The sequence below is a fragment of the Chroococcidiopsis sp. SAG 2025 genome (assembly GCF_032860985.1).
Classification (GTDB): Bacteria; Cyanobacteriota; Cyanobacteriia; order Cyanobacteriales; family Chroococcidiopsidaceae; genus Chroococcidiopsis.
In genome coordinates this window covers 4,886,944-4,905,960 of the sequence record NZ_JAOCNC010000001.1, presented here as the reverse complement: position 1 = coordinate 4,905,960, position 19,017 = coordinate 4,886,944, and the positions used below count along the sequence as shown (strand labels likewise).

Below are 19,017 nucleotides of genomic sequence, written 5' to 3'. Positions count from 1 at the left end.
AAAATTGGCGACTGACTGTCTACTTTTAGCATAGAAGGGAGCAGGGAGCAGGGAGTAGGGAGTAGGGAAGAGGGGGACAAGGGAGACAAGGGGGACAAGGGAGAAATTACTGGTCACTGGTCACTGATAGAAGGTTTCCCTGATTTTCGGTTGAAATTAGCGATCGTACGTAACAATTTAAAACATCTGGAATTCTAGTGTACGATTTTTCAAAGTCTTCCTAAGTCTGCCAATATAGATAGTTGCCGTTATACTCAGCCAGTCTCGCTGACAACCTATGGATCTCAAGTCCCTGATTCGCGATATTCCCGATTTTCCCAAGCCTGGTATTTTGTTTCGAGATATTACTACTTTGTTGCGCGATGCCGCAGGACTGCGCCATGCCATAGATAGTCTGGCTGATAAGCTGGATGGTGCGGGATTAAATGCTGAATATATTGTAGGGATTGAGTCACGCGGCTTTATCATTGGTGCAGCTTTGGCTTATAAATTAGGCATTGGCTTCATTCCCGTGCGTAAACCTGGGAAGTTACCCTCTTTGGTTCACTCGGTTGAATACGAACTAGAGTATGGCATGGATAAGTTAGAAGTGCATCAAGATGCCTTACAGCCTGGTAGTCGAGTATTAATTGTCGATGACTTGATCGCTACTGGGGGAACTGCCTGTGCGACGGCGAAGTTAGTACAGCAAATCGGCTGCGACTTGGTTGGTTTTGGGTTTATTGTCGAGTTACAAGATTTAGCAGGACGACAGAATTTGCCCGACGTGCCAATTGTGACGCTGGTAGAGTATTAGCTGAGATGGCAAAAATAAGGTTAAAAGAAAAGAAACTACGAAAGTTTGTCAGACTAACAGCCTAACTTCCAATAATATGTCAGCTATGACACAGCCCAAACAGTCAAATTTCAGATACAGATGGCAAATTCGCAGTCTAATCATCAGTTTAATCATCTGATTTGAGGTATAAGTCTGCCAAAAGCCAGTATATTAAATAGTCAGGCTGCTCAAGTTTTTGTGAGGGTTGTACAGCTCTAACAGTTCTAAATAATATGTAGCTTCTAGCCTGCCGCAAGCTGGAAGCCTGCCCTACCCTCATGAACCAAATAGGATAGTTATAAATGCTTCTAATATCAATGGTTATTGAAGCTAATTATTATCTGAAATAGTTACTCTTCTGATTGCTAGGATTAACGCAAAATTTACTTATTTTTCTGCTTCGGTATGAGTAATTTAGATGAAGCATTACGCCAATTTGAAGCTACGGAAGCCAACTTGTCTAGGCTTGAAAAGCTGTGGAGTCTTTTAGAAAAAAATGTTCCCAAAGGAATTGTATTTGGATCTAACCTAGTTTATGAAAATGGTTGCCGTTCCTACGAACACTTACTTGTAGGATTGCCTCTGATTGATGGTTGGCAACCTACGGCACTACCTCTTGATTTAGACGAAATAGCCCAGTCTCGGCTTGATGCTCTTGAAGTTGGAGAAATTTCAATTGAAATAGAAGTATATCGTAGAATAGAGAAACCTGGTCAAGAATTGCGAGAATATAGATTTCGATTCGATCAAAAGCGACGACAACTTGTTCAAAACATCATTTTACAAACCTTCAGTGAAATTGATTGTTTACTCGCCCGACTTCAAGAGATTTATCCTATTGATGAAGCTAAATTTAAATATGGTAATAAGATTGATAATCCATGTTGGGTAGAGTTACAAAATAAAGTTAGGCAAATAGACGTATTACTCGGTAGCAGCATTCCACGTCCTCCGCGTTGGAGTGATATGCAGCGCCATTTGCACTATGCTGAGAGTCACGACTTAAGGGACATCGTTTGTACAGATTGGCCATCAGTAAAGGCAGGGCTAACTAGATCCCTTTTTGTCTCAAACGAACCCATACCTGTATTGGTCAATGACTTGTCTGATTTGGTCGCAGCTAAACCTTCTGGTTCTGTCTTAACTAAATTGCGATGGAAAGAGCTGTCTGCGGAGGATTTTGAGCGTTTAGTTTTCAATTTAGTTGCTTCAGAACGAAATCATCAAAATCCCCAATGGTTAATGCATACTAACGCACCCGATCAAGGTCGCGATCTATCTGTAGATAGGATTTATCAAGATACGTTGAGCGGAGTAACTCGTAAACGGGTAATTATTCAATGCAAGCATTGGCTCAGTAAAAGTGTTTCTCCAACAGACCTCAGTGAGCTGAAAGAGCAGGTAAAACTTTGGGAACCGCCGAGAATTGATATTTTAGTAATTGCCACTACAGGGCGTTTTACTGCTGACGCAATCAGTCTCATTGAGAGGCATAATCTATCGGATTCTGCTATGATAATAGAAATGTGGGCAGAGAGTCATCTTGAGAGAGTTTTAGCTTCAAGTCCTGCATTAATCGCAGAATTTGGTTTACGCTAAAGGTGGTTTACCTATTGCCACGATCGTTGTTCACCGAACTTTAGATTTGCTCAAACTCAAATAATTGGTGTCACAAGTCGTACAATCTCTCCATGTATGATGACACTTGCCGATTTCTTGCCGAAAACTTCTCTGCTGATTTTGCCAGTTGGCTGCTGGGAAAGTCAATCGCCCTGACGGAGTTAAAACCGTCCGAACTATCTCTGGAACCGATTCGCACCGATGCCTTGATTCTGCTGGAGTCTGATGAATCTGTCTTGCACCTAGAATTTCAAACCCGTCCCGATCCAGATATTCCATTCCGTATGTTAGATTACCGTGCGCGAGTGTACAGGCGCTATCGTGACAAAATGATGCGGCAAGTCGTGATTTATCTGAAGCAGACTGGATCTGATTTAGTTCAGCAGACCAGCTTTACCCTCGAACGCACTCGTCATGATTTTGATGTAGTGCGTCTGTGGGAGCAACCTGACGACCTCTTCTTGCAATCTCCTGGACTGCTGCCTTTTGCGGCTCTAGGTCAAACCCCCAATCCAGGGGCAACACTAAGCCAAGTTGCTCAAGCAATCGATCGCATTTCAGACCCTACGGTGCAAGCAAATCTCACTGCTGCTTCCGCAATTCTAGCTGGGTTAAGATTAGAAGATGAGGTTATTCATCGCCTATTACGGAGGGATATTATGCAAGAGTCTTCGGTTTATCGTTCTATCCAAAAAGAGGCAGAAACTAAGACAAAACGAGAAATTGCTCTCAACTTACTACGAGAAGACTTTTCAATAGAAGCAGTTGCCCGTGGAACAAATTTATCAATTGATGAAGTACAGCAGCTTCAACAGCAGATAAATGAGTCTTCGCAAAACTAGATCGGGTCTAAAACTCGCGATCGCATCCTATCTCTCAACAACAACTACCCTAAATTAGTCGCTTCCGGTAAGTCAAATAATATTGTTGTCATGTAGTGTTCTGCCCACTCTACACCAAAGGCTTTCTCTAACACTCGACGGGTTTTGTCATTTTGCTGTTGTTTTGTACAGTAATATTGTTGCGCGGCAAAAATTTCAGCTTGTTGCGTTTTAGAAACGGGTTGAGACGCGATCGCCTGGGTACAATGTATTTCTAAAAATCCTCTTACCATTGCCAAAAATTTCTCTTCTTCCTCTGGAGAACCAGGACGAATAAACGTGCAAAATGGTGAAAAGATATCTCCCCAAACTGGAAGTTCGCGGGGTTGGGAAAAATTGGGATTTGGCAGGTTAGAAAGTGCAGCAGTATAGGCTGGGGATAGAGTCCGTTCTTGATTTAAAGGCGATAAATCTGCGATCGCAGCGCTAATTTGTCCCCTTCCTCCCACTAAGTCACAGCCAAACATCGGTAGAGCGTATTCTACGCGGGGAAACATGACGCAGTGCAAAATATCTAACGTAGTTCCCACTTTCGCCAATTCGAGGTGTAGTTTGCGGAATTGGGGTGTTTGGTAACAACGATTTTCAATTGTCAGTTTCTCTCCCTCCAATCTGCCTTCAACATAGCCTAACTCTGCGGGAATGACGTAGGGTGAGAGTTCTAGGTGGTTTTGCCAAACAGATTCGATCGCATCGGCTAGTTGCCGAATGAGGGAGTGCTGTTGCGATCGCAGTGAAGGAGTAGAAGCAGGTGTCATGGAAAAATACTCAATACCGGACTGTGAATGCTAAATTCATCACTCACAACTCCTCATTCTATTACTCTATGTGGCTCGGAACTTAAAAGGCGATCGTATATCTGGCTGGAACAAACGTAAAGTTATCCAACGATAGATGCAGCTCCTCTCGAATTTTCTGTAGCATAAACTACAGAAATGCAATTTTTACAGATTGCCGATCGACTTTTCTGAGTAAAGAGGGCAAAGGCAGTGCAACTAAATTCTCACAAACAACACAAAACCGCCGATAAAACCCATTCGGACTGGCTGAACAAAATTTATGACAATTCATTAGAGCAATGTCAACGCAATGATTGGGTCAAGTTGCGAGAACTTCCCAGTACTTACAGTCATGATGAAGCATTGCTCCTGTGCCAGGTGGGAAAAGACGAGTGGCTAGCTTGGGTTCCAGATCATGGGGAAGCGGTATTACGCACGCATCAATTTGAGGTGGATAGTAATTGGTAGGAGAGTGGTGCGTGGTGCGTGAAATTCTTCGCCTACTGTTTCCTCAGTTTTGACTTTTAACTTTTGACTTTTGACTTACCTCTTCCAAAAATCCGTCACCTCATAACCAAGTTGCGATAGCATTTGTCGCAGTAGGGGCAAGCTGAGACCAATTACATTTGAATGACAGCCTTCAATTTTATCGACAAATAGACCTCCGCGCCCTTCTAAAGCAAAAGCACCAGCACACTTGAGGGGTTCTCCGCTAGCAACGTAGGCTCTAATAGCGCGATCGCTCATTTGAGCAAAATAAACCCGCGTAACTTGAGTGCGGACAAGTATTTGTTGTTGCGGCTGGTCGATAATAGTATGACCTGTATACAGTTCCCCTATTTGACCGCTCATTTGTTGCCAACGGGCGATCGCGACTTCTGTATTCTCCGGTTTACCATGAATTTCTCCATTTAACAGCAAGACAGAATCACAGCCCACAATTAAAGCTGAATCAAATTGAGGTGCGATCGCTTCCGCTTTACAACGCGCTAAAGTTTCTACCAATTTAGTTGCATTCTCGGTTTTAATTTGAGACTCATCAAAATTGCTGACGCGAACAATTGGTTCGATGCCAACCATTTGTAACAAGCGCCGCCGCGCTGGAGAAGCGGAAGCCAAAACAAATTGTGGTAAACCCATGTCAGTTATCAGTTATCAGTTATCAGTTATCAGTGTAAAGACGCTTGATGCAAAGTGCTTCTCACAGCACTCAAAATATGGCTCTTAGTGGCTTCTGACTTCCGACTTCCGGCTTCCGACTTCTGAGATGATCCCATTCCACGGTAGGATTGACTGTGATTTAAGTATGAAATGTGAATGGATTGTATATGAAGCACTATTGGTCACGTCTACTTGCCCTGATTTTGGTAGTCGTTATTGGTTTAATGGGCTGCTCTAGTAGTGGTGGGCTTTCTGGAGATTATCGTCAAGATACCTTGGATGTGATAGGGGTATTGCGCAACGCAATTGAACTGCCGCAGGATGCACCGAACAAAGGCGAAATCCAAGCAGAAGCCCGCAAAAAAATTAATGATTTCGCTGCTCGCTATCAGCGTAATGGTAGCTTGACAGGTTTAAGTTCTTTTACCACCATGCGCACCGCTTTAAACTCCCTGGCTGGTCACTACAGTTCTTATCCTAACCGTCCTCTACCAGCAAAACTCAAGCAACGCCTAGAATTAGAATTCAAACAAGTAGAGATGGCGGTTGCTCGGGGAAATTAAGCTTAGTTACTAGTGGCATATTTAAGAAATATGTATCTTTGCTGGTGGCAAGCAGTAACCTGCTTGCCAGTATTTTTTTACACAAACAAAGCAGGTGATCGCCTACCGGAAAACGGATAAAGGAAACATCAGTGGCAGGAATTCCGAATAATTACGAATTACACAGGACAAATTCCGAATTATTCTGAGTGATGGCAGCAACCAAAGGTCGAATACTAACGTCAAACTAAGTCGTAAGTTATAAGTCGTAAGTCGTAAGTGGAAGAGTTATCTTCTGCGAACTAGAACATAGAATCAGCTAAGTCAATAATTTGTCAACTTTATTTAAGGTTATCCAGATATTTTTCTAACTTACGAGTTACGACTTACGACTTTTTTTGTCCTATTTCTTGTTTTTAGGAATGTCCGATTGCAAATTAAGTCAATTAAAATTCTTGCAACTGCGCCGATTACAACGATACCTAGCGGCGATCGCCTTTACGAGTAGCTTACTGGTAATGAGCTTGGGGAACCATCCTGTAATAGCCCAAACAACTGCCTACTGTCAGGAATCAGAAGCAGTAAGGCAAGAGAAAGAAAGCTTACTTCAGAAAGCATTACAAGGTGACACAGAGGCGCAAAACCGCTATAAACAGCTAATAAACCAACAAGCACAGCAATTAGCAGAGTGCCGCGATCGCACTCCGCCTCAACATCAAGCGATCTGGTTGCGCCTTTATCCCTGCGATACTCAGCCAGGGGTATTAGACAAGATTATGGATCGGATTGTCAGCCGAGGCTATAACTACGTTTACATCGAGACATTTGCGGATGGGCAAGTCTTATTACCCGCATCGGCTAACCCGACAGCATGGCCCGCGATGGTGCGTACCCCTGGCACGGAAAATACAGATTTACTCGCCGAAGCAATTCAAAAAGCCCACGAACGAGGCTTGAAAGTCTACGCTTGGATGTTTATGATGAACTTCGGCTATTCCTACGGGCAACGCAGCGATCGCCAATCGGTATTAGCCAGGAATTTTAAGGGCGATACAAGCTTAAATGTTGTAGATAACGCCAGTCAAGTATTTATCGATCCTTACAACGTCCAGGCAAAGCGCGACTTCTATCAGTTGGTGCAACAAGTGGTACGCCGCCGCCCTGATGGAGTCTTATTTGACTACGTGCGTTATCCACGCGGTTTGGGTGGTGCTTCTGTAGTCTCTAAAGTACAAGATTTATGGATTTATAGCGAAGCAGCCCGTCAAGCTTTAGAACAACGGGCGTTGAACAAAAAGGGGCGAGAACTGATTAAACGCTATGTTGCTAAGGGTGCATTGTCAGCCTCAGATGTTGATGAGGTCGATAAGCTTTATCCCGATGAAGGAGAACCACTTTGGCAAGGGCGCACTCCACCCACTCAAGAGGAGAAAAAAGTGTTACCGAGTGCTGCGGCGCGTCGTCCGTTGCTACAGTTGGAGTTGTGGCGGTTGAGTGTAGCCCATGCCCTACAAGGAATTCTCGATTTTGTCGCCTTGGCAGCTTCACCAGTACAACAACAGGGAATACAGACAGGGTTAGTGTTTTTTCCTGATGGCAACCAAGTTGTAGGTGAGGGGTATGATTCCCGCTTGCAGCCTTGGGATCGGTTTCCTACCAGTGCAGAATGGCATCCCATGTCCTATGCTGCTTGCGGTAATGCCGATTGCATTGCGGCTTTGGTGCAAAGAGTGTTTAAATACGCGCCACCTGAAGCTAAAGTTATTCCGGCGATCGCTGGTACATGGGGACAGTCTATCAGCAATCGCCCCTCTCTCGAAGCTCAAATGAGCGCGATCGAGCGTGCTGCACCTCAAGTCAAAGGGATCAGCCATTTTGCTTTTTCTTGGCAAGAACCAGAAATTGAAAATTTGCGGAAGTCTTGTCGCTGGAAATAGCTATATCATCAGGTGGGCATTGCCCACCCTACGCTTAAATTTCATGCTATAAATTTAGTGCGAGTTGTTCGCAAATTGAATCAGAATAAGTGTAATTTTGAAATAACTGAAAAGCTTTTCGATCGAGGGCGGTTGAGAGTTTTGCACTTAGGTCTAGACGATTCATCCAGTGTAGGGTTTTCGATAAAGCTAAATGCTGCCGCATGGAGATATCAATCTCATTACTATTTAATTGAATAACGCAAATCTTTCCAGTAATACGATGATGAGCGATCGCATGGGTAAATTTTCCTGGTAGTTGAAGCGGTTGCCAACGAGCGAGCTTTGATAATTGATGAGCGCTCGTCAAAGGAAAGCCAATCGTTTTGGCTAAAAAACCATCTGTTCTTTCTCCAATTGCAAAAGTATCGGTTTGTCGATGCCAAAAAATTAGCACGAATAATTCCGTATCTACTAAAACGCGGCGGGGTTTTTTAGGAGGACAAATTTCAATACAATTGTTAGCGTAAGCTAAACATTGCATTTGTAAAGGACAAATATCGCAACGGGGTTTCGTTTTTCGGCAGATTGTTGCACCCAACTCCATCATCGCTTGATTGAAATCACCCGGACGATCGCTAGGAATGACTTGCGTGAGATAATTTTGGATGTGCGATCGCCCTGCTGTACTCCACACATCTTGTAAGGCTAGCAAGCGACTCACCACCCGTGTGACGTTACCATCAATACAAGGAACTTTTTCGTTCAAGCAAATACTAGCGATCGCGGCAGCAGTATAATCGCCACAACCTGGAATTTGCAACCATTCGCGATAAGATTGGGGAAAACGACCGTTGAGACGATTGACGATGAACTCCGCACCTTTTTTCAAGTTTCTCGCTCGTGCGTAATATCCCAATCCAGCCCAGAGTTGATGTAGTGTCTCTTCATCGCAGTTGGCTAGATCGTCTACCGTAGGCAGTTGTTGAATAAATTGAGCAAATTTGGGTAAGACGACGGCTAGAGTTGTCTGTTGGCTCATAACCTCGCAGATCCAAGTGTGATAAATATTGACCTGCTGTCGCCACGGTAGCAGTCTGCGATCGCGATCGTACCAAGCCAGGAGTTGTCTTACGCCTCGATCCATTAACACTTTTTTCACATAAGTTAGATAGATATTTACGTTGGCTTTACCTAAAACCTAAATTTAACGATTATTCTATGGTTATATACAGAAGATAACTAGTTGAAACTCTATAACTTAACCAGCATAGCGCCTGTAGAAGACAATTCTCCAGGCGCTATAGCTATTTTGCTTGATGGTGCTTCCTGTATTAGTTATCAGTTGTCGGTTGTCGGTTGTCAGTGAGTTAGGCAGGTAGCGATAACTCTATTAATCACTGCTTGCTGCCGATTATTAACAGGTCACTGCTCCCTAATAACAGGTCACTGCTTCCTCAGCTCCCTCAGCTGGGCGACTCTCTCCCCTGCTCCCTGCTCCCTGCTCCCTAATTAAAAGCCAGCAAAGTTATAGCCAACACCAATTTGAATACCTACTTCTGTATCATCTAAAAAGCCTACGTTCGCACCTACGTTAGCTGTAAATTGCTCGCCTATTGGTACATCTACACCAGCAGTTAACATTGGTCCTACATCGCTATCATCTCCCGTAGAAATACCCAAACCACCGCCGACATAGGGTGCAAAAATCGAACCAGCTTCCGAACCTGTATCGATTCCTGTAGGTTGCAAGTTAAAGTCGTAGGTCACGGGAATCAAGATGGTCGTGTTGTCCCCAATGATGACTGATGGGCGTGCAGAGACAGCATTGGTTAATCCAATTTTACTGATGACGGTAAAGTTGGTGTCACCTAAAGCTGTACTACCGTCTATCCCAATATTCGCCCCCACGCCTACGTAGCTAGAACCACCACGGGTAGACGATCCTGGTTCAATTGGATCTGGATTAGTTGCTGGTGGTTCTGTTGGGGTAGTTGGTTCTGCAGTAGGAGTCGTTGGATCTGTAGTGGGGGTAGATGGTTGAGTGCTGGGATACGTTGGATCTGTAGTGGGGGTAGATGGTTGAGTGCTGGGATACGTTGGATCTGTAGTGGGGGTAGATGGTTGAGTGCTGGGATACGTTGGATCGACTTGCGCGATCGTGTTAACTCTCGATCTATCCTTTAAAGCAGCAGCAGAAGTAGAAATTTTAGGGTTTGCAGTTTGCGCTGATGCTGGCAGTTCGCTTGCAACTGCTACAACAGTTGCAATACTAAACACAATGGCAGTCGAATGGAAAAATTTAACATTCATTTTTGTCATCCTCACATACAGTTTGCTTTTTTTTGGAGTCTATTCCACGAATTTCTGCACCAGATTTGGCACTCCCAGCAGAATTCTAATTGTCTTTTACTGGTAAACTTGCGCTTTGTATAGTTAGTCCTAAAGATCGCGTATCTACCTTAGGTTAGACTTAGGTTAGAAAAAATTAATTCTCAGAAGTTATGATTGATTTCTGCATTTTGTGGTTTTAGCTCAGAAAAATGATAAAAATTTATCGTTACGTCTATTTTTACCAAAAAACTTTCATTTTTGTTGGATTAAGAGCAACTATATATCAATAGTAGTAACAAGCAAAAATTAGAGTATTTCTAAAGATATGCACAAAGTAAAATCAACTCTACTAAGGTAGAAAATTTAGTCCTGCAACCTTGATTATTTGTCTATCTTAGGCTAGATAAAATTTTTTTAACTACATTAAAACCAGCGATCACCTCTAAACGTGCCTCTGAAATCGAGGATAGGCAAGGGCGATCGCTAATAAATACTACAGGTGAAAATATAATTGAGTAACTAAGCTTTAAGCAGTCTATCTAGCAGAGAGTTAATCGAACGCTTGATTTGATGCCTGCGTTTCCAATTCTGGAAGGCTTTTTCATACTCCTCGCCTTGAATCTGTGACTTATTCCACACATCAAGACCCAAAAGAAAACTTAAAGATAATAAGATATAAAGTGACCAAGACAGACCGCCGCCACTGACCAGATCTAAAAGGATAAAAAAGATATTAACTAAAGCATAGTTACCAAATCTTTTTTGCAACTTTTTCCGTCTATCCAGATTAAATTTCTGCCGTTCTTGACTATCAGATTGCTGAATCAACCACTCTTGTTCTGCTAATTGCAGACATTCTGGGGAAATTTCTAATTCAGCGGCGATTTCTAATAATTGTTGGCGAGAAAATTCTCCTTCATAGGCTTGACGAGCGATCGCTATTTGGAGAATTTGTTGAATATCTTCTTGGTGATAAGTCCGCACTAGCTTGTTGTCAACCACTGTTTTCATCTCACCTATGCTTTTCCCAGAAAATTTTGACTCAATCTAGATAGCTTCACTGCTTCTATGATAATTCGGAATTTAGAGAGTTGTCGTTGGTTGATGAGTCGTTAGTGGGGTTTTAGCAAGGTGGCTGGTGACTGGTATTTTTTCCTCTTTGCTAATCACCAGTCACCAACTACTATTTACTCTTGGGGTGGTTTTGGACGTTTTGTCGGTTTGGGAATGGGGGCTTTGGGAATGGGTTTTTGAGGCATGGGTGTAGAGCCATCAGTCTTACGGACGGGACGTGGGGTCTCGAATTTACCTCTACCTCCACCTTTGTTATATCCTCCTCCCGATCGCGCGCCGAAGGGTTTTTTCATCGGTTTTCGGAAGGGTTTAGGCAAAGTAGCGATCGATGTACCTTCTTGTACGACGAGATTGTCAGCTTGTCTGAGGACGTGAAACTCCCAAAACTGACCTACAGCTTTTGTTTTCAGCACGCCCTGAAGATTGACTTTAAAAAACTTGGGTCGATCTGATTCTTTGCGTGGCGCTTGCTTGATTTTCACGACCAGCCGACTATCCCCCGCAGACTGGAAAACGACTTCACCGCGTACAGAAAAATAACCATCTTCGGCGTTGTCGATGGGTGCAGAATCCGCTTCTGATGGTGCTGCTTCGCTGGTGGGAGTTTCTTCTGGGGTTGGTTGCTTTGCTAGGGTTTCTGGTTCCCAAACTCCGACAATCTGAAGGTGCAATTGATTATCTTTTTGTCCCGTGCGCGGGTAAACCACCCACAGGTGTTCTGCCTCTAAATCTATGTGCTTTCTGACTAAGCTAATAATTCGCCCTAGCAGTACGGCTTGCAGTTGAGTACCATCATGCGCCAGTAATGTTCCTTGCGTGAATTGCTCGGCGCTGGCTTGATAGCGACCGCGTACTAAACCAATGGCACGATACTGCATTGGTTCGCTTGGGGGCGGGATTGGCTGCTGGCGGCTTGCTTGGTTTTCCTCTGCTACAGTCTCGGTTGGAGGCTGTTGGGAATCGGAATCGGAAACTTGGGAAGACGGAATCAGGTCGGAATTCATAAAAACTCCTTAGCGGCGGAGACAAATCCCATTTGGGACTATTTTTATCCTGCTGCCCGCAAATTCGAGCGGCGGATAATTTAAGTTACGTTTTGTATGCTGTCGGCAAGCGTAGCTCATTGGCAAGAAGTAAACTAAGCGTGAGCGCAGCATAACATATCATTACAACCCCAGTTGGTTGTGATGTTACCCTAGATCGGAAAATCGCTATTTTACAAAATCTGCACTCGTGCAGGCAACTAGGTAAATTAACCCCTTTCGCTCGGCAATGAGCAATTAGCATTCTGAATGTTAGCTTTTAAGATATGGAAGTAGAGTTCAAAGCGATATCGTGTCACAGCCATCCCGCAGTCGTTGGTTCATCAATCTCGTCTTGGCGCTAGGAGCCATTTTCTTTATTGGGGCTTCGATGTTACCCCTGTTAGAGGGCATAGTTAAAGATAGTCAGCCAGCGCAGGAAGCTACGCCCACTGCTAGTCAGACAGCGCGATCGCAGTCTGACTCCCCACTGGTGAATCAGGCACGGGAATACGAACTCGTCTTGAAGCAGGAGCCAGATAACCAAGCAGCACTGAAGGGATTAGTAGAAGTTCGCGTCCGCCAGAGAGACTTTCAGGGTGCGATCGCACCTTTAGAAAAACTGATTGCTCTCAACCCTAATGAAGGTTTATATCACTTGGTATTGGGTCAAGTTTATGCTGCCCAGAAAAATAGCGATCGCGCCAATGCCGCTTTTGACCGGGCGATGCAAATCGATCGGAAAGATTATCGTCCTGTTTTAGGCAAGGCACTGCTACTGAAAGAACAGGGTAAGCCAGAGCAAGCTAAGCCCTTGTTCGAGCAAGCTGCTGCCCTTGCACCTAGTCCCTCAGAAAAAGAGCAAATTAACAAGTTGGCTAATCCTCAACCTGTAACTTCTGCACCTGCAGTTCCCCAGCAAGAACAAAAGTAAATTTTAATTATTCTTTACTTGCGATCGCAAAAATCAATTTATTTAGCTATGGTGGATTGACTTTCAATCTGCGATCGTGATATTTATTATTTATATTAGAAATACTATTTCTTTTTTTTTTGAAACGTTTATATTTCGATTATTAAAAAAACCATCTTGGTTAAAGTAATAGTATCATCAGAAAAGTAAAAATACAAGATTTTTCCAGCTTAAATTTTTCTGCCAGTATTACACTCTTGTAAAGAGATTTAGTTAAACGCAGATAAAGGTAGTGCAGTTTACGCTCTACAAGTTTTTTAACACTTGTTTTACATAAAGATTGTATTTGTGCAGCAGCCCAAGCTGGAGCAGCATAGGTTCGCTACTCCCTGCTCCCTGCTCTCTGCTCCCTTGGAATTACTTATCAGTAGCCAAACGGTAGTACACATGTATAAAATATTGCATAGCATTCATTTGTACTAGCATGAGAACAGAATCAAATATGAGTGACGTGCAGGAGCCGATAGTAACTGCTGCGCCAGAGATTAGGCAAATTATCGAGCGAGTCTGTCAACTAGAGAAAAATAGACTAGACCGAAAAAGCCAAGGTCATATTAATGACGATATTGTGAAAATAATCAAAGAAGAGGTGCAGTAATGAAGCTCACTTCTATCCAATTATGTAATTTTCGCTCTTTTTATGGGAAAACACCAGAAATAATCTTAGCAACTGGAACCGAACAAAACACTACAATTATTCATGGAAACAATGGTGCGGGAAAAACGAGTTTATTAAATGCCTTTACGTGGGTATTGTACGAGAGATTTAGTGCGGCATTTGCTTCTGTCGAGCAATTGGTAAATAAACGCGCGATCGCCGAAGTACGATTAGGTGCAGCAGTAGAATGTTGGGTAGAAGTCAGTTGGGAACATGAAGGAAAACGTTACCGCACTAAGCGCAATTGTCGAGTCTATAAAAATGAATCAGACATAGATGCCGGTAAAAGCGAATTATTTATGTATGTATCTGGAGGTGATGGACGTTGGTATATTCCACCAGAACATCCAGAGGAAATTATTAATCAAATTCTTCCCAGTAGTTTGCACCAGTATTTCTTTTTTGATGGCGAACGCATCGAGCAAATTGTTCGTTCTGATAAAAGAACAGAAATTGCTGAAGCTACCAAAATGCTATTGGGAGTCGAAGTTTTAAATCGTGCAATTCGGCATTTAGGAGAAGCAAAGAAAACTCTAGACAACGAGTTAAAAGCAATTGGAGACGGCGAGACATAAAAGCTACTTAAGCAACAGAGTAAAGTTGAGAAAGAAATAGAGCGAATCAAGTGTAGACAAATAGAAATTGAGCAAGAATTAGAGTGTCAAGATACGTTGAAGAAAGAAACAAACCATTATCTACGAGAACTTAGCGCGGCGAAAGAATTACAAGAAAGGCGACAGGAGTTAGAGCAACTTAAAAAGACAAATCAAGATAGTCTTAAACAAAGTCGAGAGATTTTAAAACGAGCGATCTCTACTAAAGGATATACAGTACTTTTATCAGAAACTACAAATCAATTTCGAGCTATTGTTACGGAATTAAAACAGCGAGGAGAATTAAAGGCAGGAATTTCGCGGGAATTTATTAGCGATTTACTGAGTTCCCAACGTTGTATTTGCGGTGCAGATTTACATGAGGGAGATTTTGCTTGTGAAAGTGTGAAAAACTGGTTAGAAAGAGCAGGTTCTTCTACTGTAGAAGAGACAGCTATTCGCATGGGCGCACAAGTAGATGAAATTGATAAACAAGTACCTACCTTCTGGGAAGAAGTAGATCGAGAGCAAGCTAGAATTCAGCAATTAAGACAGACAATTTCACAGATAGAAACTGAATTAGACACGATTCAGGAACGATTGCGTAAAGATCCAAGTGAAGAAATTCGGAGTTTACAAAAACGCATAGATGCAATTGAAGCAAAAACTAGAGAAATAATCCTAGAAGAGGGAGCAAATCAGCAGCAAATTGCTAATTTTCAAGTTGAAACTGAGAAGTTAGTCAAACAAATCATTAAACAAAAATATAACGAAGAAAGGCAAATTTTAGCTCAAAGACGAATTGCTGCTACCCAGGATGCAATCGAAAGATTGACAGAAGTGCGATCGCGGCAAGAGCAACAGTTTCGCTTGCAGTTAGAAAAGCAAGTTCAAGAGATATTTGGAGAAATTTCCTTTACTCCCTATATTCCTAAAATTAGCGATCGCTACGAACTGACTCTAGTAGAAAATACAATTGGGATAGAAATGCCTGTAGCTGCTTCTACAGGAGAAAATCAAATTCTCAGCCTTTCTTTTATTGGTAGTATTATTGATAGAGTGCGGGAATGGAGCGAGAAGAAAATGCTAATGGTTCCCGATACTAGTACTTTTCCAATCGTGATGGATTCGCCTTTTGGTAGTTTGGATGAAATTTATCGCCGTCAAATTGCTAAAGTGATTCCTAAATTAGCGAATCAATTGATTATTTTAGTTACAAAAACTCAATGGCGAGGGGAAGTAGAAGCAGAAATGTCAGGCAGAATTGGTAAGCAATACGTGCTGACATATTATTCATCTAAACCCGATTGTGAAGAAGATTCTATTAGTATCGGTAGCAAGCGTTATCCTTTAGTTAGACAAAGCCCGAACGAGTTTGAGTATACCGTAGCAGTAGAGGTAGAGGACAATGGCTAGTTCGTCTCCTACACAGAATTTTGATGATGGTGAGATTAATCGCTGGCTGTTGCAGAGTTTTACTCAAGGATAAAAGTATATGATTGCCAATCCAGATTACAAATACATGTCATTCTCAGAGTACTTGGAATGGGAAGAACATCAAGAATTCAAGTACGAATATCTTAATGGCGAAGTTTATGCCATGACTGGGGGTACTATCCCTCACAATGATATTGCTGTTAACCTAACTACTACTTTAAAAAGTCAGTTACGAGGAAGTGGTTGTCGCGTTAATATGGCTGATGCAAAAGTTTGTGTATCTGATACAGGACCATGTTATTACCCAGATGTCGTTGTAAGTTGTAACGAAAGAGACAGACAAGCAACCAAATTTCTTCAATATCCTTGTTTAATTGTAGAAGTTCTTTCGCCTGGTACAGAAGCTTACGATCGCGGCGGAAAATTTACTCAATATCGCCGCATTCAAACTTTAAGAGAATACGTTTTAATCGACGCAGAAAAAGTAAGTGTAGAGTGTTTTCGATTAAACGACAGGGGTTTTTGGGAACTGCATCCATATGAAGTAGGGGACGAAGTAGACTTCACAAGTATCGATTTTCGCTTTCCTATTTCTTTAGTTTACGAAGACGTGCAATTTCCTGGTTAGAGTGTAGGGCGAATAAAATTCGCGGCTACACAAACAAAGTCTGCCTACGCAGACTAATTCAAGAGTTTATTTATCTCCAAAATAAGATTCGGTTTCGGGAAGCAAATTCATGGCAACAACAGAATTACGTTTATGGACTGTAGATGAGTACCACCGCATGATCGAAGCAGAAATTTTAACAACAGAAGATCGAGTTGAACTAATAGAAGGGCAAATTATTCAAATGAGTCCGCAACAACCGCCTCATGCTGCTACTACACAACGGGTATTTAATTACCTCAATACTCTGCTTGCAGGTATAGCTTTCTTACGAATGCAATTACCCATTACCTTACGTCCAAATTCTGAACCAGAACCCGATATTGTTATTGTTCGTATTAACCCTCGCGAGTATATTGACGGTCATCCTACAGCAGATGATATTTTCTTATTAATAGAAGTAGCAGATAGAACATTAAATAGCGATCGCACTTCCAAAGCACGTATTTACGCTCAAGCTAGAATTGCTGAATATTGGATTGTGGATGTGAATGCGCGACAGGTTTACGTTCTGCGAGAACCAGGCGAAGAAACTTATCAACAGGAGGCAATTTTGAGTGAAGATGCTAAGTTGTCACCGCTAGCTTTTCCTAAAATTGAGGTGGAGGTGAGTCAAATATTTTTGTAATTGGGGGTGCGATCGCTTTTTCTGGAGAATTATTAAGATACGTAGAAATTATTGAGTTAATATAGCTAGGAATTGGATATTAAAATTTATGGCTGCAAATAGAATAAAAATTGCTAAAGATAAGGCAGAGTTAGTTAAAGCTCTGGTAGCATCAAATGAAAAAACCGCACCTTTTCAGACTTATGTAGAAGTGATGATGTTTGCAGCAGCTTTAGGGCAAAACATAAGAAGAGAGTTGTTATAGAAGAGGTATCTAAAAGAGATCCCGATCCCATACCACAAGAACACTTCGTTACAAAAGGATATGATATGTTAATTAAACTACTAGCAATAACAGAAAGCAAAGATAGTAAGATCATTGCTTCTAATGATGATTATTATGAAGAGCAGCGTATCTGTGTTTTCGAGGAATATGCAAATGGAGGACTTGAAATATTACGAGATGAATTACGTGGCTCGGTAGATTATTTAGAAAGACTACTCTTAATGTTAAGCGATATTAAATTTAAACAATATTCTGTTAAAAATGAATTCGATCTAAGTAAATTCTTATAAAAGAATTTCAGTTGTATTTTAGAGATAGCTAGTTTGTACAGTAATGGAAGAGACTATACATGAAGATTTTTTAAAATTTTACAGTAGCTACAGCTACTATTTCAGCCGTTTATGACATTCCCGATCGAGTAGGAGTATATGCTTTTATCATGCCTTTGATTTTTCAGAGAACAATTTACTGTTAAATATAAAAGAGCGAATCAGTAAGACTGTATTTACAACAAAGTTTGAAGAAAATACTTCACGAACAAAATTTACCGTAGACACATGTGGCAAACCAGTTACACTATTAGATAAGATCTGTGAGTTCATTCAAAGTAGATCGCAACCGAGAGATAGGCGCGAACTCAAGCAACTCCTTCTAATATGTAGTATTTTACAATGTCCAGATTATATTGGTTATGCTTCTAATTTACAAAAAGATTTGTCCAGCATTTAGAAAACGATGATGTTTTTTGGAAGATATGGTAATTCCAGACCGCAAGATGAATTTTTATTTATATGTTTTCCATGCTCTAGCAACATTGCCAAAGAGCTTGAAAGCTTACTGATTCAGCTTTGTCAACCTAAGTTTAACGCACAGAGGAGTTGATAATGGAACTAGATGATGAATCTCCAGAGATTATTGAATACAAAGCTATTACAGGTACTTTTGGAACAGTTAATAAAGTACGTTACTTTCTCACCACTCTCGGCCATAGCGATGCAGCAGAAAATATTGGATTTGCAGGCGACCTTCAAGGAAAGTGGGGATTTTCAGAAAGAGTTCAACGGACATTAGATGCAAAAAGAGCAGAGACAGAACTATTTACGTATTTAGCAAAACATGGAATTCGATTTTTAATTCTTTAGTTATTGTTCTTCTCCTAACTCAAATGAACAAAAAGAATTTTGGGATTTTTCCTGTAATGAGCAAAGGAAAACCTATAGAAAAATGGGTCAACTTAAAATTATATAAAGGAGTATCTCGAATAGTTATAGATGGACAACACCGTTTATTGTCACTTAAAAATATTGGGATATACGTACAGGCAAAAAATTTATCTGGTCAAGAGATAGCTGAAAATTGTGCTTGTGACGAAACTTTTGATATCCCAGTTGTCTATCTAGTTTTGATAATTTAGGTCGGATCGGCTATTCTGAAGAGGCTGAGTCTATTCGAGACGAAGTAATTAAGGCTACTCGTAATATATTTACAGTTATAAATAATACTGCTAAACGTATAGATCGCCAAACTCAACTTTTGCTAGATGATACAAAACTCTCTGCCTTAATTCCTAGAAAGCTTTTAGTGGGACTTTGTAAGAAAGATGGAGCAAATTGAGCTAGAATGCGGGTAGGAGTTGCGTTTTACGTCAGT

18 protein-coding genes and 2 pseudogenes are annotated in these 19,017 nt (G+C 41.7%); 14 read left to right on the top strand and 6 right to left on the bottom strand.

Annotated features, from left to right (window positions below; translation table 11 throughout):
* Positions 1-277: 277 nt before the first annotated feature.
* The 3 genes from N4J56_RS24085 (at position 278) to N4J56_RS24075 (ending at position 3,279) form a co-directional block, all read left to right on the top strand.
* Entirely contained in the window at positions 278-796 is a 519-nt protein-coding gene (locus N4J56_RS24085; RefSeq protein WP_317108746.1) for an adenine phosphoribosyltransferase, read from the top strand.
* A 426-nt stretch (positions 797-1,222) separates the two neighbouring features.
* Positions 1,223-2,416 (top strand): restriction endonuclease, encoded by a 1,194-nt coding sequence (locus N4J56_RS24080; RefSeq protein WP_317108745.1) that lies wholly within the window; start codon positions 1,223-1,225, stop codon positions 2,414-2,416.
* A 92-nt stretch (positions 2,417-2,508) separates the two neighbouring features.
* On the top strand, positions 2,509-3,279 hold the full coding sequence (locus N4J56_RS24075) for an Rpn family recombination-promoting nuclease/putative transposase (RefSeq protein ID WP_317108744.1): 771 nt from the start codon (positions 2,509-2,511) through the stop codon (positions 3,277-3,279).
* A 44-nt stretch (positions 3,280-3,323) separates the two neighbouring features.
* On the opposite strand, the gene N4J56_RS24070 is transcribed toward N4J56_RS24075, so the two are convergent.
* Positions 3,324-4,076: a phycocyanobilin:ferredoxin oxidoreductase gene (locus tag N4J56_RS24070; RefSeq protein WP_317108743.1), complete on the bottom strand. Its 753-nt coding sequence runs from the start codon at positions 4,074-4,076 to the stop codon at positions 3,324-3,326.
* Between the two features lie 231 nt (positions 4,077-4,307).
* Here N4J56_RS24070 and N4J56_RS24065 point away from each other — a divergent pair, with 231 nt between their 5' ends.
* A complete protein-coding gene (locus N4J56_RS24065) occupies positions 4,308-4,565 on the top strand; it encodes a hypothetical protein (RefSeq protein WP_317108742.1) in 258 nt (85 codons plus the stop codon).
* A 75-nt stretch (positions 4,566-4,640) separates the two neighbouring features.
* Here the strand turns inward: N4J56_RS24065 and N4J56_RS24060 are convergent, their stop codons facing one another.
* Entirely contained in the window at positions 4,641-5,237 is a 597-nt protein-coding gene (locus N4J56_RS24060) for a nucleoside triphosphate pyrophosphatase (protein ID WP_317108741.1), read from the bottom strand.
* 188 nt (positions 5,238-5,425) lie between these two features.
* Here N4J56_RS24060 and psb27 point away from each other — a divergent pair, with 188 nt between their 5' ends.
* Together psb27 and N4J56_RS24050 are read left to right on the top strand one after the other, a co-directional pair.
* On the top strand, positions 5,426-5,821 hold the full coding sequence (gene psb27 / locus N4J56_RS24055) for a photosystem II protein Psb27 (RefSeq protein WP_410500576.1): 396 nt from the start codon (positions 5,426-5,428) through the stop codon (positions 5,819-5,821).
* 401 nt (positions 5,822-6,222) lie between these two features.
* On the top strand, positions 6,223-7,737 hold the full coding sequence (locus tag N4J56_RS24050) for a family 10 glycosylhydrolase (protein ID WP_317108739.1): 1,515 nt from the start codon (positions 6,223-6,225) through the stop codon (positions 7,735-7,737).
* A gap of 46 nt (positions 7,738-7,783) precedes the next feature.
* Here N4J56_RS24050 and N4J56_RS24045 read toward each other — a convergent pair whose 3' ends face one another.
* From N4J56_RS24045 to N4J56_RS24030, 4 genes are all read right to left on the bottom strand, one after another.
* Positions 7,784-8,878, bottom strand: a complete 1,095-nt coding sequence (locus N4J56_RS24045) for an A/G-specific adenine glycosylase (RefSeq protein ID WP_317108738.1) — start codon at positions 8,876-8,878, stop codon at positions 7,784-7,786.
* A gap of 350 nt (positions 8,879-9,228) precedes the next feature.
* Entirely contained in the window at positions 9,229-10,029 is an 801-nt protein-coding gene (locus tag N4J56_RS24040) for a hypothetical protein (protein ID WP_317108737.1), read from the bottom strand.
* A gap of 540 nt (positions 10,030-10,569) precedes the next feature.
* Positions 10,570-11,061, bottom strand: a complete 492-nt coding sequence (locus N4J56_RS24035; protein ID WP_317108736.1) for a 2TM domain-containing protein — start codon at positions 11,059-11,061, stop codon at positions 10,570-10,572.
* Between the two features lie 176 nt (positions 11,062-11,237).
* Positions 11,238-12,128 carry a hypothetical protein gene (locus N4J56_RS24030; protein ID WP_317108735.1) on the bottom strand — a complete coding sequence of 297 codons (891 nt, stop codon included), beginning with the start codon at positions 12,126-12,128 and terminating at the stop codon, positions 11,238-11,240.
* 331 nt (positions 12,129-12,459) lie between these two features.
* On the opposite strand from N4J56_RS24030, the gene N4J56_RS24025 reads away from it, so the two are divergent.
* The 8 genes and pseudogenes from N4J56_RS24025 to N4J56_RS23980 all read left to right on the top strand — a co-directional run bounded on the left by N4J56_RS24025 (position 12,460) and on the right by N4J56_RS23980 (position 18,781).
* Entirely contained in the window at positions 12,460-13,080 is a 621-nt protein-coding gene (locus N4J56_RS24025; RefSeq protein ID WP_317108734.1) for a tetratricopeptide repeat protein, read from the top strand.
* 463 nt (positions 13,081-13,543) lie between these two features.
* On the top strand, positions 13,544-13,717 hold the full coding sequence (locus N4J56_RS24020; RefSeq protein ID WP_317108733.1) for a hypothetical protein: 174 nt from the start codon (positions 13,544-13,546) through the stop codon (positions 13,715-13,717).
* A pseudogene (locus N4J56_RS41270) lies at positions 13,717-15,786 on the top strand (AAA family ATPase). The gene N4J56_RS24020 and the pseudogene N4J56_RS41270 overlap by 1 nt, the downstream one beginning before the upstream one ends.
* A 79-nt stretch (positions 15,787-15,865) precedes the next feature.
* Positions 15,866-16,435, top strand: a complete 570-nt coding sequence (locus N4J56_RS24005; protein ID WP_317108730.1) for a Uma2 family endonuclease — start codon at positions 15,866-15,868, stop codon at positions 16,433-16,435.
* Between the two features lie 109 nt (positions 16,436-16,544).
* The gene (locus tag N4J56_RS24000; protein ID WP_317108729.1) at positions 16,545-17,102 is read left to right on the top strand and encodes a Uma2 family endonuclease; all 558 of its coding nucleotides are present in this window, start codon (positions 16,545-16,547) and stop codon (positions 17,100-17,102) included.
* 88 nt (positions 17,103-17,190) lie between these two features.
* Positions 17,191-17,657: pseudogene (locus N4J56_RS23990) on the top strand (DNA phosphorothioation-associated protein 4).
* 594 nt (positions 17,658-18,251) lie between these two features.
* The gene (locus N4J56_RS23985) at positions 18,252-18,509 is read left to right on the top strand and encodes a hypothetical protein (RefSeq protein ID WP_317108727.1); all 258 of its coding nucleotides are present in this window, start codon (positions 18,252-18,254) and stop codon (positions 18,507-18,509) included.
* Positions 18,510-18,532: 23 nt separating this feature from the next.
* Positions 18,533-18,781 (top strand): hypothetical protein, encoded by a 249-nt coding sequence (locus N4J56_RS23980; RefSeq protein ID WP_410500373.1) that lies wholly within the window; start codon positions 18,533-18,535, stop codon positions 18,779-18,781.
* Positions 18,782-19,017 lie beyond the last annotated feature (236 nt).

Excerpts from the sequence above, each read along its gene's own strand:
- N4J56_RS24085 (WP_317108746.1), top strand. The coding sequence starts at position 278 with ATGGATCTCAAGTCCCTGATTCGCGATATTCCCGATTTTCCCAAGCCT.
- N4J56_RS24080 (WP_317108745.1), top strand. The coding sequence starts at position 1,223 with ATGAGTAATTTAGATGAAGCATTACGCCAATTTGAAGCTACGGAAGCC.
- N4J56_RS24075 (WP_317108744.1), top strand. The coding sequence starts at position 2,509 with ATGTATGATGACACTTGCCGATTTCTTGCCGAAAACTTCTCTGCTGAT.
- N4J56_RS24070 (WP_317108743.1), bottom strand. The coding sequence starts at position 4,076 with ATGACACCTGCTTCTACTCCTTCACTGCGATCGCAACAGCACTCCCTC.
- N4J56_RS24060 (WP_317108741.1), bottom strand. The coding sequence starts at position 5,237 with ATGGGTTTACCACAATTTGTTTTGGCTTCCGCTTCTCCAGCGCGGCGG.
- psb27 (WP_410500576.1), top strand. The coding sequence starts at position 5,426 with ATGAAGCACTATTGGTCACGTCTACTTGCCCTGATTTTGGTAGTCGTT.
- N4J56_RS24050 (WP_317108739.1), top strand. The coding sequence starts at position 6,223 with ATGTCCGATTGCAAATTAAGTCAATTAAAATTCTTGCAACTGCGCCGA.
- N4J56_RS24040 (WP_317108737.1), bottom strand. The coding sequence starts at position 10,029 with ATGAATGTTAAATTTTTCCATTCGACTGCCATTGTGTTTAGTATTGCA.
- N4J56_RS24035 (WP_317108736.1), bottom strand. The coding sequence starts at position 11,061 with ATGAAAACAGTGGTTGACAACAAGCTAGTGCGGACTTATCACCAAGAA.
- N4J56_RS24030 (WP_317108735.1), bottom strand. The coding sequence starts at position 12,128 with ATGAATTCCGACCTGATTCCGTCTTCCCAAGTTTCCGATTCCGATTCC.
- N4J56_RS24020 (WP_317108733.1), top strand. The coding sequence starts at position 13,544 with ATGAGAACAGAATCAAATATGAGTGACGTGCAGGAGCCGATAGTAACT.
- N4J56_RS24005 (WP_317108730.1), top strand. The coding sequence starts at position 15,866 with ATGATTGCCAATCCAGATTACAAATACATGTCATTCTCAGAGTACTTG.
- N4J56_RS24000 (WP_317108729.1), top strand. The coding sequence starts at position 16,545 with ATGGCAACAACAGAATTACGTTTATGGACTGTAGATGAGTACCACCGC.
- N4J56_RS23985 (WP_317108727.1), top strand. The coding sequence starts at position 18,252 with ATGGAACTAGATGATGAATCTCCAGAGATTATTGAATACAAAGCTATT.
- N4J56_RS23980 (WP_410500373.1), top strand. The coding sequence starts at position 18,533 with ATGAACAAAAAGAATTTTGGGATTTTTCCTGTAATGAGCAAAGGAAAA.